Origin of the sequence: Rothia sp. 27098_8_27 (genome assembly GCF_041432805.1) — a bacterium.
GTDB classification, from domain to species: Bacteria; Actinomycetota; Actinomycetes; order Actinomycetales; family Micrococcaceae; genus Rothia; species Rothia mucilaginosa.
On the sequence record NZ_JAPWAJ010000001.1, the window covers coordinates 704,431 to 719,827 of the forward strand.

General features: G+C 60.0%; 12 protein-coding genes. 1 reads left to right on the forward strand and 11 read right to left on the reverse strand.

Annotated features, from left to right (window positions below):
- Positions 1–131: 131 nt before the first annotated feature.
- The 11 genes from O3675_RS02630 to glf all read right to left on the reverse strand — a co-directional run bounded on the left by O3675_RS02630 (position 132) and on the right by glf (position 10,289).
- Positions 132–677 (reverse strand): pilus assembly protein TadG-related protein, encoded by a 546-nt coding sequence (locus O3675_RS02630; protein WP_371570781.1) that lies wholly within the window; start codon positions 675–677, stop codon positions 132–134.
- Positions 664–1,170: a pilus assembly protein TadE gene (locus O3675_RS02635; protein ID WP_371570783.1), complete on the reverse strand. Its 507-nt coding sequence runs from the start codon at positions 1,168–1,170 to the stop codon at positions 664–666. Before O3675_RS02635 ends, O3675_RS02630 begins: the two co-directional genes overlap by 14 nt.
- Positions 1,136–1,591, reverse strand: a complete 456-nt coding sequence (locus tag O3675_RS02640; RefSeq protein ID WP_371570786.1) for a TadE family protein — start codon at positions 1,589–1,591, stop codon at positions 1,136–1,138. Before O3675_RS02640 ends, O3675_RS02635 begins: the two co-directional genes overlap by 35 nt.
- Positions 1,591–1,818: a hypothetical protein gene (locus O3675_RS02645; protein WP_005505403.1), complete on the reverse strand. Its 228-nt coding sequence runs from the start codon at positions 1,816–1,818 to the stop codon at positions 1,591–1,593. Before O3675_RS02645 ends, O3675_RS02640 begins: the two co-directional genes overlap by 1 nt.
- A 106-nt stretch (positions 1,819–1,924) precedes the next feature.
- Positions 1,925–2,857, reverse strand: coding sequence for a type II secretion system F family protein (locus O3675_RS02650; RefSeq protein ID WP_049345773.1), 933 nt, complete (start codon positions 2,855–2,857; stop codon positions 1,925–1,927).
- Positions 2,854–3,708, reverse strand: coding sequence for a type II secretion system F family protein (locus tag O3675_RS02655; protein WP_005505400.1), 855 nt, complete (start codon positions 3,706–3,708; stop codon positions 2,854–2,856). The genes O3675_RS02650 and O3675_RS02655 overlap by 4 nt, the downstream gene beginning before the upstream one ends.
- On the reverse strand, positions 3,708–4,970 hold the full coding sequence (locus O3675_RS02660; RefSeq protein WP_314363599.1) for an ATPase, T2SS/T4P/T4SS family: 1,263 nt from the start codon (positions 4,968–4,970) through the stop codon (positions 3,708–3,710). The genes O3675_RS02655 and O3675_RS02660 overlap by 1 nt, the downstream gene beginning before the upstream one ends.
- A gap of 466 nt (positions 4,971–5,436) precedes the next feature.
- On the reverse strand, positions 5,437–6,210 hold the full coding sequence (locus O3675_RS02665) for an ABC transporter ATP-binding protein (RefSeq protein ID WP_049327692.1): 774 nt from the start codon (positions 6,208–6,210) through the stop codon (positions 5,437–5,439).
- 4 nt (positions 6,211–6,214) lie between these two features.
- The gene (locus O3675_RS02670; RefSeq protein WP_005505397.1) at positions 6,215–7,096 is read right to left on the reverse strand and encodes an ABC transporter permease; all 882 of its coding nucleotides are present in this window, start codon (positions 7,094–7,096) and stop codon (positions 6,215–6,217) included.
- Positions 7,093–9,099 carry a glycosyltransferase gene (locus tag O3675_RS02675; RefSeq protein WP_371570790.1) on the reverse strand — a complete coding sequence of 669 codons (2,007 nt, stop codon included), beginning with the start codon at positions 9,097–9,099 and terminating at the stop codon, positions 7,093–7,095. The genes O3675_RS02670 and O3675_RS02675 overlap by 4 nt, the downstream gene beginning before the upstream one ends.
- Positions 9,100–9,101: 2 nt before the next feature.
- The gene (gene glf / locus O3675_RS02680) at positions 9,102–10,289 is read right to left on the reverse strand and encodes a UDP-galactopyranose mutase (protein ID WP_005508581.1); all 1,188 of its coding nucleotides are present in this window, start codon (positions 10,287–10,289) and stop codon (positions 9,102–9,104) included.
- A gap of 619 nt (positions 10,290–10,908) precedes the next feature.
- On the opposite strand from glf, the gene O3675_RS02685 reads away from it, so the two are divergent.
- The gene (locus tag O3675_RS02685) at positions 10,909–15,393 is read left to right on the forward strand and encodes an FtsK/SpoIIIE domain-containing protein (RefSeq protein WP_371570793.1); all 4,485 of its coding nucleotides are present in this window, start codon (positions 10,909–10,911) and stop codon (positions 15,391–15,393) included.
- Positions 15,394–15,397 lie beyond the last annotated feature (4 nt).

Here is a 15,397-nt window from a genome sequence, read left to right on the forward strand (position 1 = left end):
GGGCGCATCCGCTAGCCGTTACACTACCTTGCGGATGCGCCCTCGCAGTCTAGGGGGCTCACAACACACCAATAAGCGAGTGAGCCGTTACGCCCGTGCGCCGTTACGCCCGTGCGCCGTTGATGGACGCACTAATCGGTGGACGGGCCCTGGCTCGTCTTCAAACGCGACGAACCATGAGCGGTTACCTCAATACCATCAGGCACCAGAATCGACAGCAGCGGCGGACGAATACGAGCCGACAGGTACACGTGCACACCGTGATCAGAATCCACGGACACGTTCTCCAGGCGCAACGCATGAAAATCCTGCCCCGGCTGAACCTCAGCCAGGTACGCACTCGCATACTCCCACGCCGCCGAACCACTCGCCTCATCCGGAGTGCGGATCGTGCGGGTAATCGAGTTCGCCTGAGCATCAGCCATATCCTGCAGATGCTGAGTCTGCAGATACGCGCCGGTAATCGCCACCGTCACCGAACCAATGAGCAGAAGCAACGCCACCATGCCCACAATCAACGGGGCAATACTACCCTCTTCCGGGTCTGAGGCGAGGCGGTCAGAGGCGAGCGCCCGGCTCTGCACGCGGGCACGAGCGTGGGCATACCATTCCCGTACAGCCAAGAACAGGTGAGCAGTCGGAAACAGGTGTGCCGGGGAACCATTAGGATTCGACATGACCAGACCCCCAACTCGTCGCATGAGAACTCACCGGAATCACGCCGCCGCCCATAAACGAAGGCAGCAGCGGCAAACGCGCCTGAACCGTCACCGTGGCGTACGCCTTCGTACCCGAGACGCACTCCCCCGACGAACAGCTCAACGACACGCTCACATCGGACGGGTCAACCCCGTAATCCGCTGCGGCATGCGCCGCCAGACGCTGAGCCAAATCAGGGCCCACCGAGGAATCCTGCGGCTGCTCCTGCACGTACAGCACCACCTGGGCGCTCGCCGCATGAGCCGCCATCACCGAAGACTGCAGGCTAAAAATCGTCAGAATGCCGTAGAGCACCGGGATGAGCAGAGTAATACCCAGGCCCAGGAACTCCACAATGGCGCTACCCTCTTCAGGATTGTGCCGGTCAGAGCGGCTCTTCAAGCGAGCCTTCGCACCCTGCCGAAGCGAAAAGCCACTAATCACCGGAACGATGCTCCGCATAAATCGCATGCCCCTTCACCTCAATAGAATCCGGAAAACCCCACGGACCCAGCACCGGCAACGGAGACTTCACCGTCACCTCCAAAGTGCGCACGCCCGTAGAATCACTACTCTGACGGTACGAAATGTTCTCCGCATACGAGGATGGAAGAACACCCTCAATCAGCTGACGGGTACGCTCCATGCCCTCCTGCGGGGTGCGGTCACGCATCGTACCGTAACGTGCCCCAGCCGCCGCAGCATCCACCAACATCGTTCGCGTGTACAGGGCGAAAGAAACCTGCAGAATCGCCATGGTCAGCAACACCAGCAGTGCACCGACCATGACGAATTCCGTGCTGGCGTCACCGCGCTCGCTCTCCTCCACAGAATATTCCGCGGAGGAAAGCTCAGCGGCAGTCAGCTCAGAAGCGATGCGGGGCTTACGCATTACTGGTGAACCAGAGCAATCGCGTCGTTGAACATTTTGGTCAGAGCGGGCTGAGCAATCGCCAGGATAGCTGCAACCAGCACGGCGCTCATCATGGTGATCATGACCCAGCCGGGCACGTCGCCGCGCTCGGGGTCATCCTGCTTGTTCTTCAGGCGCAGAGCCAGCACGGATGCGATAGCCAGGGCAATCAGCACGGTGAGGGTGGTGCGGAAACGACGGAACATGATTTTCTCCTTATCGAAGGGTGTAGTGTGTGGTTGGTGCGGCGCGCCGGGCAATCAGCCCAGCCCACCGCGGTGCAGCCGGTACGGTGTGTACCCGCCGCAAAATCTAAAAGTTCAAACGCATGAGCGACAGGCCCGGGAATACCGCGAAAATCACCGTCAGCGGCAGAATGAAAAACACCACCGGGGCGAGCATCGCAATCTCCTTCTTACCGGCTGTTTCCATCAGCTCACGCTTTGCGTTATCGCGCACATCCTGAGCCTGCGCACGCAACACATCGGCTAGAGGGGTACCGCGCTCAATCGCAACAGCAATACCCTCAACGAAGCGGCTCAACGCCGGAACGCGAGTACGCTCCGCAAACTCCTGCAGCGCGCTCAACAGAGAAACACCGGTGCGGGTCTGCGCCAAAATCTCCGAAAACTCGCGAGCCAACTCGCCGCGCGAAGTCAGACAGATACGCTCCAAAGCCGCCAGCGCCGACTCGCCCGCCGTCACCGACAGAGCCATCATCTCCGCCAGCGCCGGGAACTCAGCAACCAGCTGCTTCTCACGCTTAGTCACCGCCTCACCCAGCCACCAGTCACGCGCCAGAAAGCCGCTCAAACCGCTCACCAACACCAGCACAAGAGCCACCAAGATGGAGAAACGCTCCTGCACCACGCCAATGACGGTCAGGGCACTCATGACGGTCACACCGGCAAGAGCCCACAGCAGCTGCTCAGCACGAAACGCGCTCACACTCTGCGAAGAGCCAGCACGACGCAGACGCTCCTGCACGGAACTATCGCTCAGCGACGAGCCGCTCAACGACGAAGACAGCGAACGCAGAAGCGGCGCGCAGAACGCCGAAATCGCCTCCAGCAGGCTCGGCTCACGGCGCTCCTGCTCCTTCAACAGCGACTCACGCAGAGTCTCACCGCGCAGCTGCGACGCCACACGATCAGAAAACGAAATACTGCGAGTATTCAGCACCGACGAAAGAATCAGACCCACGCCGGTCGCCAACAGCAGACCAAAAATCAGAGGCAGGTTCACCCGAAAACCCTCCGTTCACGCGGCAACTCACCAATACGCAGCATCAGACGGTACGCCGCCAAAGAAATAGCGGCACCGGCAATCATCAGCATCGCACCGGCAAACGAGTTATAAACCATGCGCGCGGCAGGCTGAGTCGCCATCAGACACAGCACAAACCAGGGCGCCACGCAGGAGAGGCGAGCCGCATTCACAGTCCACGACTGGCGAGCCAGAAGCTCGGAACGGGTACGCGCATTCTCACGCAGAAAATCGCTCAGCGTGCCCAGCAGCTTACCCAGGTCCGAACCACCCACCTCACGAGCAATCTTCAACGCCTCAATAATGGTGTCCGCCACCGGGTCAGAGAGATACTCCTTCAAACGGTTCAGCGACGGCACAAACTCACCCGACGCACGGTAATCACGCGAGAAATGGGCAAAGGCATCACGCAGCTCTTCCGGGCCGCGGTACGAAAGCTGAATCAGCGCCTCCGGCAGGGACAGACCCGCACGAATCGCCGAACGCAGGTGGTCCACCGCATCCGGCCACAACTGCCAAATACGGGCATCCGCCGCGCGGGCACGATGATTCACAATCACGCGAGGCGCCGCAAAACCACCAATCAGGCCCAGCAGACCCAGCGGCAAAAGCTGAGTAAGCATCAGCAGCAGAACCGACGCGCTCACACCACTGGCGACACTCACCCACATGAACGTACGAGGAGTCAGCGAATGCATACCCGCCTTACGCAACGCCACAACCAGCGCCGGGTCGTTGCTCGGCTTCGGCGGCTTGCCATTATCAGGAAAGCAGGAAAGGTAAATCAGGCAGACGCCCAACCCCAAAATCAGGCTCAGAAACAGAGGCATTACTGACCCGCTTTCGCGAGGGCCAGCACCTGCTCAGGACGGTGACCGGCACGAATCCAACGGTCCGGGTTCGGCAGCTCCAACGCCACGCACATCATCTGACCGTCACGGCGCACAAACAGCGGGGACATCTCAATCACGCCGTCCTCAACGCGGCCACCCAGCATGCTGATCTCTTCGACCTGACGCTGACCGCGCGAATCGCGGCCGCAATGCACCACAATGTCAAAGCAGGACGCCACGGTCGGCACCACGAACGCCGAGGAAATATTCTCGCCCGCCAGCAGCGGCAGGGTACAAATCTTGGTCACCGCGTCACGCGCCGAGTTCGCGTGAATCGTGCACATACCCGGCAGACCCGCGTTGAGCGCAATGAGCATATCCAGGGACTCCGCCTCACGCACCTCACCAATGAGGATGCGGTCCGGGCGCATACGCAGAGCCTCCTTGACCAGGCGGCGCAGCTCAATCGCGCCGGTGCCTTCAAGGTTCGGCTGTCGGCATTGCAGACCCACCACATCGCGTAGTGGAACCGCGAGCTCAAAGATTTCTTCGCACGTAATCACGCGTTCACGCGGCGGAATGGATGCCGACAGGCAGTTCAGCATCGTGGTCTTACCCGCCTGGGTTGCGCCCGAAACGAGGATGTTCATGCCGCTCTCCACCGCCGCATGCAGCAGGGACGCTGCGCCGGCACTCAGCGAGTTCATGCGCACAAGGTCGGGCAGGCGGCGGGCACGCACCACGAACTTACGGATATTGATGCTCGTGTGCCTGCGAGTAATATCCGGAATCACCGCGTGCAAGCGGGAGCCATCCGGCAGGGATGCATCAACAAACGGGGAGGAAAGGTCCACACGACGACCCGAAGGCTTGAGCATGCGCTCCAGCAAGCTATTGATCGCCTCGGCGCTCAGGTGCAGACCGGTCAGCTCGCTTTCGCCGTTACGGGCGATAAAGATTTCGTCGGGAGAGTTGATCCAGATTTCTTCAACGCTCTCGTCATCGAGAAACGGCTGAATCACGCCAAAGCCGCAGATTTCATCGTGCAGGCGCTGAATCACGGATTCGCGGTCACCCAAATCCGGCAGGGAAATGCGGGTGCGCCGCTGCTCATAATCGTTCAGGTGCTCGTCAATGAGCCCACGCACCGCATGCTGGTCCTCGTGCGGATCCAGGCTGCGGTGGCGCATTGCCTCACGGATATTTTCCTCGAGCAGAGTTAGATGCTCCGCCCGGGTATCCAGTACGGTGTTCTCCATTGAAATGATCCGATGCTGTGTGTGGTGTGGTTGTGTGGAATACGGTGAAGCATTGATACATCAATGCCACCATCACCCTACCCTCAGCGCATCAAATTTATCAAAATGTAATAAAACACCCCTTAATATTTACGAGTATAGTATTTGAGCATTTTTGATGCATAGAATTGCATACATTGTTACCTAACGTGCACCAACATTCAAAACGCCTAGTCAGCTGTGACTTGCAGAACAGTTGCAGGTACGCCCCTCGAACCGCTCACCATTAATCACCGCCATATTGCACTCGGTGCACACGTAACATTTCGTCTTAGAAGCCGCTGCCTCCCCTGCTAAAACGCAAGAACCCTACCCAGCAGCAGCGCCTTCCCGGGCGCAACTTTCGGGCATAACTTTCGGGCACAGCAAAGGGGCGTGCACTCCCCCATCGGGAATACACGCCCCATCACCAGCAATCACCTAGCGGCTAGTTGCCGCCACGAATCACCTTCACAGCTTCCTTAATCGGACCGTCAAAACGCAGGTTACCGTGCTCCAGCACCACGCCGCGGTCACAAATCTTAGAAACCAAATCCAGGTCATGGCTCACCACGGCAAGAGTCTTACCGGCAGAGCACAGCTCCTGAATCTTCGCAATACACTTCTTCTGGAATGGCTCATCGCCCACCGCAAGAATCTCATCCACCAGGAAGATATCCGGGTTCGTATGAACCGCAACCGAGAACGCCAGACGCAGGTACATACCCGAAGAGTAGAACTTCACCTCGGTATCGATAAAGTCGTGAATCTCAGCGAAATCCACAATCGAATCGAAGGAAGCCTCAATCTCATCCTTGGTCATACCCAAGATTGCGCCGTTGAGGTACACGTTATCGCGGCCGGTCAGATCCGGGTGGAAACCAGCGCCCACCTCAATCAGACCCGCAATATTGCCGCGAGTAAGAACCTCACCCTCATCGGCGCGCATCACACCAGAAATCATCTTCAGCAGCGTGGACTTACCCGAGCCGTTCAGACCCAGAAGAGCCACACGCTCGCCCTGACGAATATCCAGGCTCACGCCGTTGAGCGCATTGAACTTCTCCGAAAGATCACCCTTGCGGCCCTTAATCAGCCACACAAAAGCTTCCTTCATCGAACGGGTGTGGCGCAGAACGAAGCGCTTCACCAAATTCTCCACGTGAATCACCACGGGAGCGTCCGGGCTCACCGGCGGGAACTCAAGCTTCTTAATATCCACAGAATCAGAGCTCCTGGGCGAAGTTGCCCTCAAACTTACGGAAGAGCAAATCACCAATCAAAACGGTCAGCAGAGAAATACCAATGGCAATCGGAGTCCAGAAGCTGAAGAGATGCGGAACCACCTGCGACGCAGGAAGCGCCAAATCCTCAGGACGGAGCGTCGGATGCCAGAAGCCATAGTGGAACAGCTCCACCGCAACGGTCAGCGGGTTAATCATGAACACGTTGAACACCCACGGGTACAGGGTGTCACGCACCATGGTCCAGGAGTACAGCACCGGCGAGAACCAGGTAGCCACCATCAGCAGCATGTCCACGATGTTCTCCGAATCTCGGAAGAACACGTTAGCCACACCGAAAATCAGACCCAGACCATAGGACAGCAGCATCACGATGAGCATGCCCGCCAGAATCGACTCAAAAGCCAACAAGGACGGATGCCAGCCCACCGCAAAGCACGCCAGGAGCATGACCACAATCTGCGGCACAAAATGCACCAGAGCCACCCACACCGTCGACAGCGAGAACAGCTCACGCGGCAGGTAAATCTTGCGAATCAGAGCGCTGTTAACCACCATGGCGCGAGCACCATTGCCGAACCCCTCCGAGAAGAAGTTAATAGCAATCATGCCCGAGAAAAGATACACAGCGTAGTTGTGCATACCGCGTTCCAGGCCAAGGAAAAGGCCCATGGCAATGTAGAACACCAGGAACTGCACACCCGGCTTAATGTAGGACCACAGAATACCCAGCACCGAGCCGCGGTAGCGGACCTGGATTTCCTTATCGACCAGCAGTCGAAGCAGGTAGCGATTCTTCATCGCATCCAGGATGCCGCGGCCGCGACCGGGCGCCTTCAGGGGAACAGACTTCAAATCGCTCATCGGGTCAGCTCAGAATCCGTATGCTCAGCGAAGGTCTTAGCCCACGCATCGTAGGAGGCAACCTCAGCAGCCTTCGAACGGTACTGCTCACGCAGCTTATCCCAGCCGGTCACCAGCTGAACGTGCAGCTTAGCGGCCTGAGCCAGCTTCGACTTGAGTTGCTCGGGGTCGCGGCGGTACCAGAACAGGCCGGTACCCTCAGCGTTAGTAGCCAGAGCCGAATCGAACTTCGACAGGGTCCACCAGTTGGTCTCACCGTAGTTCAGCTGAATCTGCGGGTGAGCCTTCGCCTCTTCGCTCACCGGCTTGAACAGCTGACGAGCAACAGTCTTCGCGGTCCACGAAGCGAGCTTCTTGTAACCGGGGGACGCAAACGCGCGGCGGCCACGGAACGGAGGCTTCTTCGTCTGGATAGCCGGGAAGTCATCCACGTTCGGCTTCACCTGAGACTCCGGGTACTCCTTAGCCATCGCACGAATCACCGGCAGACGCTGCGAGAGCGAGGGGTGCAGGTGCTCGGGGCCGGAGAGCAGATCCTCCAGCGCCATCAGGCGGCCAGCCTCGGTGTAGTACTGCATGGACAGGGTGTGCTTGACGTCCAAGAACAGGGACTCCAGCAGCACGCGGCCACCCTTATCGAAGGGCGAGTGCAGCAGCGCCGTAATGAGGCGGTTGCGCTCGTGGTAGTATGCCTGCCAGCCGACGGAGTCATCCTTATCGGTCCAGGACACGTGCCACACGCCCGCACCGGGGAAGGACACGGTAGCGAAGCCCGCAGCCTTAGCGCGCAAACCGTACTCAGCGTCATCCCACTTCAGGAACAGAGGCAGGGACAGACCGATTTCCTTGATGACGGCGGTCGGGATGAGGCACATCCACCAGCCGTTGTAGTCCACGTCCACGCGGCGGTGCAGCCACGGGGTGTTACGCAGGTTGTGGTGGCCCAGGTTGTGACCCATAGCCATGTCATCGTGCGGCTTAGCGTAGAAGTTACGCCACGGGTCAACAACCTCACCGAATGCGTGCAGGACCGAACGGTCGAACATGTCGAACATGTGCGCACCCACGATGGTGGGTTCCTTGCAGTAGTTCGCGAAGGTCACCATACGCAGGATCGACTCGGGCTCAACGATAACGTCGTCATCGAGCAGCAGCACGTAATCGGAACCGTTGTTGACAGCCTCGAACATGCCGCGCGAGAAGCCACCGGAACCGCCCAGGTTGCCCTGGTTGATAATGCGGAACTTACCGGAAAGAGGCTTGACGACCTCTTCGAAATCCTCGTGATCCTGCACCTTCTGGGTGCCCTGATCCACAATCAGGAACTCGTGCACAGCATCGAAAATCTCGGGGCTCTCACCCAGAGCACGAATGTTGTTAATGCAGTACTCCACCTTGTTCATGGTGGTAATCTGCACGGTCGCCTGACCAGCCTTCACGTCTGCGCGGGGCTCAATGTCGCCCAGCCAGTTCGCCTCAACCAGCTCAAGGTCGCCGGTGCCAGCCAGGTCGAACCAGTACCAGCCGCCGTCACCGAACGGTGCCAGGGGCAGGGTGAAGGTGTTGGTCTCCTCGCCGGAGAGCAGCTTCGCATCCACGCGCTGAATCACGCCACGGCCATTGGACTTGTACACAATGACCATGCCCTCACCGCGAGTCTGAACGCTCAGCACGACCTTCTGCAGGTCAGTCCAGCGGCGCCAGTACGAGGCGGGGAACGCGTTGAAGTACGTGCCGAAAGACAGGCTCTGACCCGCGTTCACGGTGATGGAGCGGCGGCTGTTCAGGCTGTTCGCGGCATCACGGTTCGCGCTGGCGCTCGACACAGACTGGCCGGAGGTGTTCATCGCCTCCGCAATGGAGGTGGAAGCGTCGCCGTCAATACGGGTGGGCAACTGAACGCCGGTTGCGACACTCGCATCCACGTACAGGGGCACGACGTCAGTCTCAACCGCGCTCGGGAAAATAACCCGCTGCAGGTTCTTCAAAGTCTTATCAGCCATGGTTATGCGTCAACACCACCGGACTCGATCTTCGCACCGTTAGCGAAGTGCGGGCGGATCTTGTTGTCGAACATGGACAGTGCAGCACCGATAGCCATGTGCATATCCAGGTACTTGTAGGTACCCAGGCGGCCACCGAACAGCACGTTGTTCTCGCCCTTAGCCAGGTCGCGGTACGCCAGCAGCTTCTCACGGTCCACGGAGGTGTTGACCGGGTAGTACGGCTCGTCGCCCTTGTTCGCGAAGCGAGAGTACTCGCGCATGATGACGGTTGCGTCCTTGGTGTAGTCACGCTCGGGGTGGAAGTGACGGAACTCGTGGATGCGGGTGAAGGGAACATCAGCATCCGGGTAGTTCATCACGGAGCAGCCCTGGAAGTCCTCAATCGGCAGGACTTCTTCTTCCAGGTCGATAGTACGCCAGGACAGGTCACCCTCAGCGTAGTCGAAGTAGCGGTCAACCGGACCGGTGTAGACCACGGGAATCTGACCCAGGACGTTCTCGCGAGAGTACTGGTGACCGGGCTCGAAGAAGTCAGTGTTCAGGTGCACCTCAATGTTCGGGTGCGCCGCCATACGCTCCAGCCATGCTGCGTAGCCGTCAACGGGCAGACCCTCGTACTTGTCGTTGAAGTAGCGGTTGTCGTAGTTGTAGCGAACCGGCAGGCGGGAAATGATGGATGCGGGCAGCTCTTCCGGCGGGGTCTGCCACTGCTTAGCGGTGTAGTGCTTGATGAACGCCTCGTACAGGGGGCGACCAATCAGGGAGATACCCTTATCGTTCAGGTTCTGCGGGTCGGTGCCAGCCAGCTCGCCAGCCTGCTCAGCAATGAGCGCCTTTGCCTCTGCGGGAGAGTAAGCTGCGTTGAAGAACTGGTTGATGGTACCCAGGTTAATGGGCATGGGGTACACGATGCCGTTGTGGCGGGTGTACACGCGGTGTACGTAGTTGGTGAACTCGGTGAAACGGTTCACGTACTCCCAGACACGCTCATTGGAGGTGTGGAACAGGTGCGCACCGTAGCGGTGCACCTCAATACCGGTCTGCTTCTCCTTCTCGCTGTATGCGTTACCACCGATGTGGGAACGGCGGTCCAGCAGGGCAACCTTCAGGCCCAGCTCAGTGGCAGCCTGTTCTGCGATGGTCAGACCAAAGAGGCCCGAACCGACTACTACGAGGTCAGCGGTCAATGTTTTCTCCTGTATTATCACGGCGCACCGCCGCTTCTGCGAGGGCGGTATTCACCTACCAGATTGGACACATCCGAGGGTTCTCAGTCGCGCCGCAATCCGCACGGGTGGAGGCAAAAAGCCTCACCCGTGATGGATATAGTCATAATCTAAGATACCTGTTTATCAAGCACTACGCATACTTATGACGTGCTTTTAGGGGCTTTTGGACTATTGTTCGCGCACTCTTTCCCCGAGTGAATATTCTTCACGAACCCCGAGGTCACGCCGGTCTGAGATAGTTCTTTCTTCTGCGTATTTTTACGACCCGCTCATGGTGAAGGAATTTTATTTACGGGTAAATATTCACCCGCCCTAGTTGCGGCGGTAATTAGCCGCCACCCAGAGCCGCAGCTACAAGGGGCAGATTGTAGCGGATGCTTCAAGGCTTTCACGCGTTACAAGAAAGCGCACCTATCAGCGCATTTAGGGATGTGAGCTGACGTATGCGAGAAGCAATTGAGGTGGTTTATCCACAATTTTTTGAAAAATAGGGCGAAAAATTCAAAAAATACGAACATTTTAGTTTATCTACAGATAATTTATTGAGCTTTAATGCTTTTTAATGTTTTCTAAGGGCATGACTCTCTTCTTTCTCGACCACCACAACACCGCACTCCCCTACCCCCGCGTACTCCGACTCGACGGCGAGGCGGTACCCAACGGACTACAACTCAACCCCGGTAGTGCAAACCAGCAGGCTCTAGAGCGGGCACTCAACCACGCCCTGCAACACCCTGCACCCGGCACGCACGCTCAGGCGCAGGAAACGACGTTCCAGCTACGCCCCGCGCATGATAAGGACCCCGCCGGCGCCTCGATTACACCGAACAGCCGCATTCCGAACAAATCTCAAACTCCGGGCGCGCCCGCCGTCAGCCTCCTGCACATTCTGCGCGGACCCGACGCGGGCGCAACCTTCCCCATCAGCCGCGGCCGCACCAGCCTCGGCAGGGCAGCACTACCTGCCCGTGGAGGAGAACAGCCGCACCACATTCACCTGCAGGACCCCTTCCTCAAGCCGGTGCACGGCAACTTCTACGCCGACAGCTCCGGCATCCGCTGGATCGAAAAACGCCCCGCCGCGAGCGAGGGCAGCGAGAAGGCACAGGGCAGTATGAAAGCACAGGGCGGCAAGAAGGTGCAGGGCGCCGAGCCGCGCATCCTGCGCTGGGACGAGCCTTTCCGTCTCGGCTCCTCACTCTGCATGCTCACCTCCCCCAGCGCAGACGGCGAACACACCGTAGAAAAGGCGAGCACGCCCACCACGACCCCTGGCGAGCCCGAGCAGATGCTCGCTCACCTGGGCGATGCCGGCAACCCCTTTGAGCCGGTGGTGGTGAACCCTCCCGCGCCGCGTAAGCTCAAGCAGATTCTGTTGAGCGTGTGCCTGCCGATTGTGGTGGGTCTGATTATTGCGCTGGTGACCGGCATGTGGTTCCTTCTGCTGATGTCTGCGGCGTCTTCGCTGCTGATGCTTCTGCATTTCTTTGGCGGTCGGGCGGAGAACCGTGCCGCATCGCAGCAAACTCATCAGGCGGCACTGCAGGAAAAGGAACGTGCCCTCGCCCTGCCGACCGCGGGCGACCTGGCGATTTCGGGTCCCTCTGCTCTGTATGATGCCGCCTACCCGGCTATTGTGCTCGGGTGCGGTCCCCGCCAGCCCTACCTGCGCGGCCGCAACCTCCCGCTGGGCGCTCTGGAAAAGCAGGATGCGCCCCACTATCTGCCGCTACCCACCCCGATTCTCGGGCACTATCTGAAGCTGGAGGAGGCGCATCTGCGTGCCTACCTGGTGCAGCTGGTGGCGGGTTATCCGGGTTCGGTGCATGTTCTGTTGGCCGGTGCTGAGAGCGCTGAGCAGCAACGCACTAATAGTCTCTTGCAAACTCTGGCTGTGGTGCCGGGCGTGAGCGTGCATTGTCTGCCGGGCGCGCAGCAGGAGAAGTATCTGCATTCCCTGCAGAGTAGCTTGCAGTCGGAGCTTTCCGCTTCTGTTCCGCCGCTGGTTCTCATGCCGCAGGTGGTGAGCGCTATCTACGCTCCCCTGCTGACCGCACTGAACTCTGGGGCGGTCGCGGAGTCTTCGCACTCCCGTGCGTTCGCCTCCCCGCGTGAGCAGAAGATGAACGCCCCGGCGCTCTGCGTGCTGGGCAGTGCCGAGGGTGATAGCTCCACCCATGCCCCCGGTGCGCTTTTTGGTGCCGCCTGGGTTGAGTGTACGAGTGAGGGTAGCCACCGTCAGAGCATTCGCTACCGCGCGCAGGGTTATGCGGCGCCGCCGGTGCAGCCCACCGAGGGTGTCTACCAGGTGCATCCGCTGGCGTGTGAGGGTCTGTGCCAGCATGCCGATGGGCTCAGCGTTGAGGCGTTCTGTGCCGCTCTTGAGAACCTGTACCGCGCCGGATGCGAGCAGGAGCAGGGTGCGCTCGGTGAGGCACAGGTGCACCAGTCGGCGCATCTATTCTCTTCCCTGCAGGCGCAGAGCGCGCGGCAGAAGAACCGCACCGATGACATGGCGGTGGAGTCTGTTCTGCAGCGCTGGTCCGCTCAGCGTTACGCCTCCGATATTCGCTGCTACCTGGGTGTTTCTTCGGGTGGATCGCTGAATATTGGTCTGTCTGAGCACGGCCCGCACTGGCTGCTCGGTGGCACGACCGGTGCCGGCAAATCGCAGCTGTTGCGTTCGCTGGTGCTCAGCGCTGCGCTACGTTACCCGCCCGAGCGCCTCGGCCTGATTCTGGTGGATTTCAAGGGCTCGGCTGGTTTGGGTCCTCTGGCTCAGTTGCCGCATGCGCTCAGCGTGTTGAGTAATTTTGATGTGTCCGCGGTGGAGCGTGCGCTCGAATTTTTGCGCGCCGATATTCACCGCCGCGAGGTGGATTTGCAGGCGCTCGGTGTGAACTCCTACCGCGACTACCTGGCGTCCTGCCAAGCGGCGGGTACGACTCCGCGCTACCCCGAGCTGCTGATTGTGGTGGATGAGTTCCGCATGCTCATCGATTCCATGCCGGACGCTATGGCTGAGCTGATGCGCATCGCCACGATTGGCCGCTCGCTGGGTCTGCACCTGGTGTTGGCGACTCAGCGTCCGCAGGGCGCTATTTCGCAGGATATTCGCGCCAATATTGCCACGAGCATTTGCTTGCGTGTGGCGAGCGCGCAGGATTCCTATAACCTGCTGGAGCATGAGTCTGCGGCGTATATTTCGGCGGCGCATCCGGGTGCCGGGTATGTGCGCCTGCCGGATGGTCGTTCCCTGCCGTTCCGCGCCCCGCTGGTGGATGCGGTCCCTTCGAGCAGCGATGCCCGTCCGGTGCAGGTGCTGGGTCTTGAGGAGGGCGGCTGGCGTGAGCTGACTGCCGTTTCTGCCGTTCAGACGTTGGGTGGCAATGAGGATGAGCTGCTGATTCGTTCGGCTCAGCAGATTCGTGCGCTCTATGAACGCGAGTACGCGCCGAAGAATCTTCAGAAGAATGCGGCAGTTCAGGCAGTTCAGGATGAGTACTGCCCGATTCCGCCGGAGCTTCCCGAGAACACCCCGTTGCCCGTGGTGGAGGCGCCGGTGAGCGAACCGGTAGCGTACGGCATTGACCCGGCGGCTACCTCTCAGGAACATGTCGAGCCCAACACCGCCCCCGAAGGCTATCTGCTGGGTGAGCTGGAGATTGCCCGCTACGGTGTGCGCCGCCCGATCAGCTGGTCGGGTCAACAGGCTCTGGCGCTGCTGGCTCAGAGCGCCGAACGCGCCCCGATGCTCTACGGGCTTTTAACTCAGGCATTCGCCGCCCGCACGCCAGTTGTTCTGCTGACCTCTGACGGCGCGCTCTACCGCGACCTGGAACCCTACGCCGGTGCCTTTGAGTCGCTCGTGGGCGCGCAGGAACTTTCGCATCTGCGATTCTGTCTGGAGGAGCTACGCACCCCGAACCTGTGGGGTGCTGAGGCCACCGCCCGCCCGCTCATCATTGTGGACGGTCTGGATAGTTGGCTGGAGGCGCTGGTTCGCCAACCCGACACGGAGAACCTGCTCTACGACCTGCTCTCGCAGGGGTGCCGTCGCGGCTATTCGGTGGTGTTCACCTCCGCGTTGAATCCGCGCGGTCGTTTCGCGGCGGCGGCACATTCTACGCTGTTGAGCCGCCGCTTCTTGGACGCCGACCTGATGCGTTCGACAAGCAAGGACTACCCGACCCCGGCGCAGAGCCACTACTGCGTGGAGGGTGCCATCAACGAGGAGCTAATCGGGGATCAGCCGCTGAGCGCGTCGATTCTTTCGCCCTGTGTTTCGGGTTTCCGGGAGCTGATTCAGGTTCTGCGGGGTAACGCCGCGAGCGCTTCTAGCGGGTCGAGCGCTCACCCCGGCACTCTTCTGCGGCAGTTCCCCGAGTACTATCGTATGCCCTCGACCGAGTACGTAACCGCCGCCCACGCCACCTGCAATCCTCAGGGCGCTAAGCTGTTGGTCGCGTTTGACCGCCGGCAGATGCCGGTGTGGATGAGCGCCCCGGCTGGCGCGGTAGTTCCGGTGCAGGGTTCCCGGTCGGCGGGTAAAAGTACCCTGCTGGAAAGCATTGCTCAGCTCAACCCGCAGCTGAGCGCCCTCGTCCTTGAAGGTTCTGGAGGTAGCACCGGTGAGCCGCCAAGCGTGGAGCGTACCCGTGCGCTCCTGGACTCGGTGAAGAACCCCGCGCACACGCTCGTGCTCATTGACGATCTGCAGTACCTACAGCCCGCCGTTCAGCAGCTACTTCTGGAGCGTCGCGGTGAGTTCCGCGCCATGCTGGTCGCCTACACGCCCTGGCCGAGGCGTGCCTCCTCACCCCTGCTGGCTGCGCTCATGGGATGCTCGCGTGCGCTTCTGCTCGCGCCCGCATCCTTGGCGGATGCCGACATGTGCACGGTGACCGCGCTACCTCTGGATCGATTCACGCAGGGTGAGCAGCCCGCCGGCCGTCTTGTGGTGGTGGATGGCGCCTCCGTGTGCGCGGCGCAGGTTCCCCTGGCTCTGACCACGGCAGCGCAGGCTGTAACAGCCGCGCAGAAGGTTCCGGTAGCGGTCTAGAACT

Excerpts from the sequence above, each read along its gene's own strand:
- O3675_RS02675 (WP_371570790.1), bottom strand. The coding sequence starts at position 9,099 with ATGGCTGATAAGACTTTGAAGAACCTGCAGCGGGTTATTTTCCCGAGC.
- O3675_RS02670 (WP_005505397.1), bottom strand. The coding sequence starts at position 7,096 with ATGAGCGATTTGAAGTCTGTTCCCCTGAAGGCGCCCGGTCGCGGCCGC.
- O3675_RS02685 (WP_371570793.1), top strand. The coding sequence starts at position 10,909 with ATGACTCTCTTCTTTCTCGACCACCACAACACCGCACTCCCCTACCCC.
- O3675_RS02640 (WP_371570786.1), bottom strand. The coding sequence starts at position 1,591 with ATGCGTAAGCCCCGCATCGCTTCTGAGCTGACTGCCGCTGAGCTTTCC.
- O3675_RS02655 (WP_005505400.1), bottom strand. The coding sequence starts at position 3,708 with ATGCCTCTGTTTCTGAGCCTGATTTTGGGGTTGGGCGTCTGCCTGATT.
- O3675_RS02645 (WP_005505403.1), bottom strand. The coding sequence starts at position 1,818 with ATGTTCCGTCGTTTCCGCACCACCCTCACCGTGCTGATTGCCCTGGCT.
- O3675_RS02630 (WP_371570781.1), bottom strand. The coding sequence starts at position 677 with ATGTCGAATCCTAATGGTTCCCCGGCACACCTGTTTCCGACTGCTCAC.
- O3675_RS02660 (WP_314363599.1), bottom strand. The coding sequence starts at position 4,970 with ATGGAGAACACCGTACTGGATACCCGGGCGGAGCATCTAACTCTGCTC.
- O3675_RS02635 (WP_371570783.1), bottom strand. The coding sequence starts at position 1,170 with ATGCGATTTATGCGGAGCATCGTTCCGGTGATTAGTGGCTTTTCGCTT.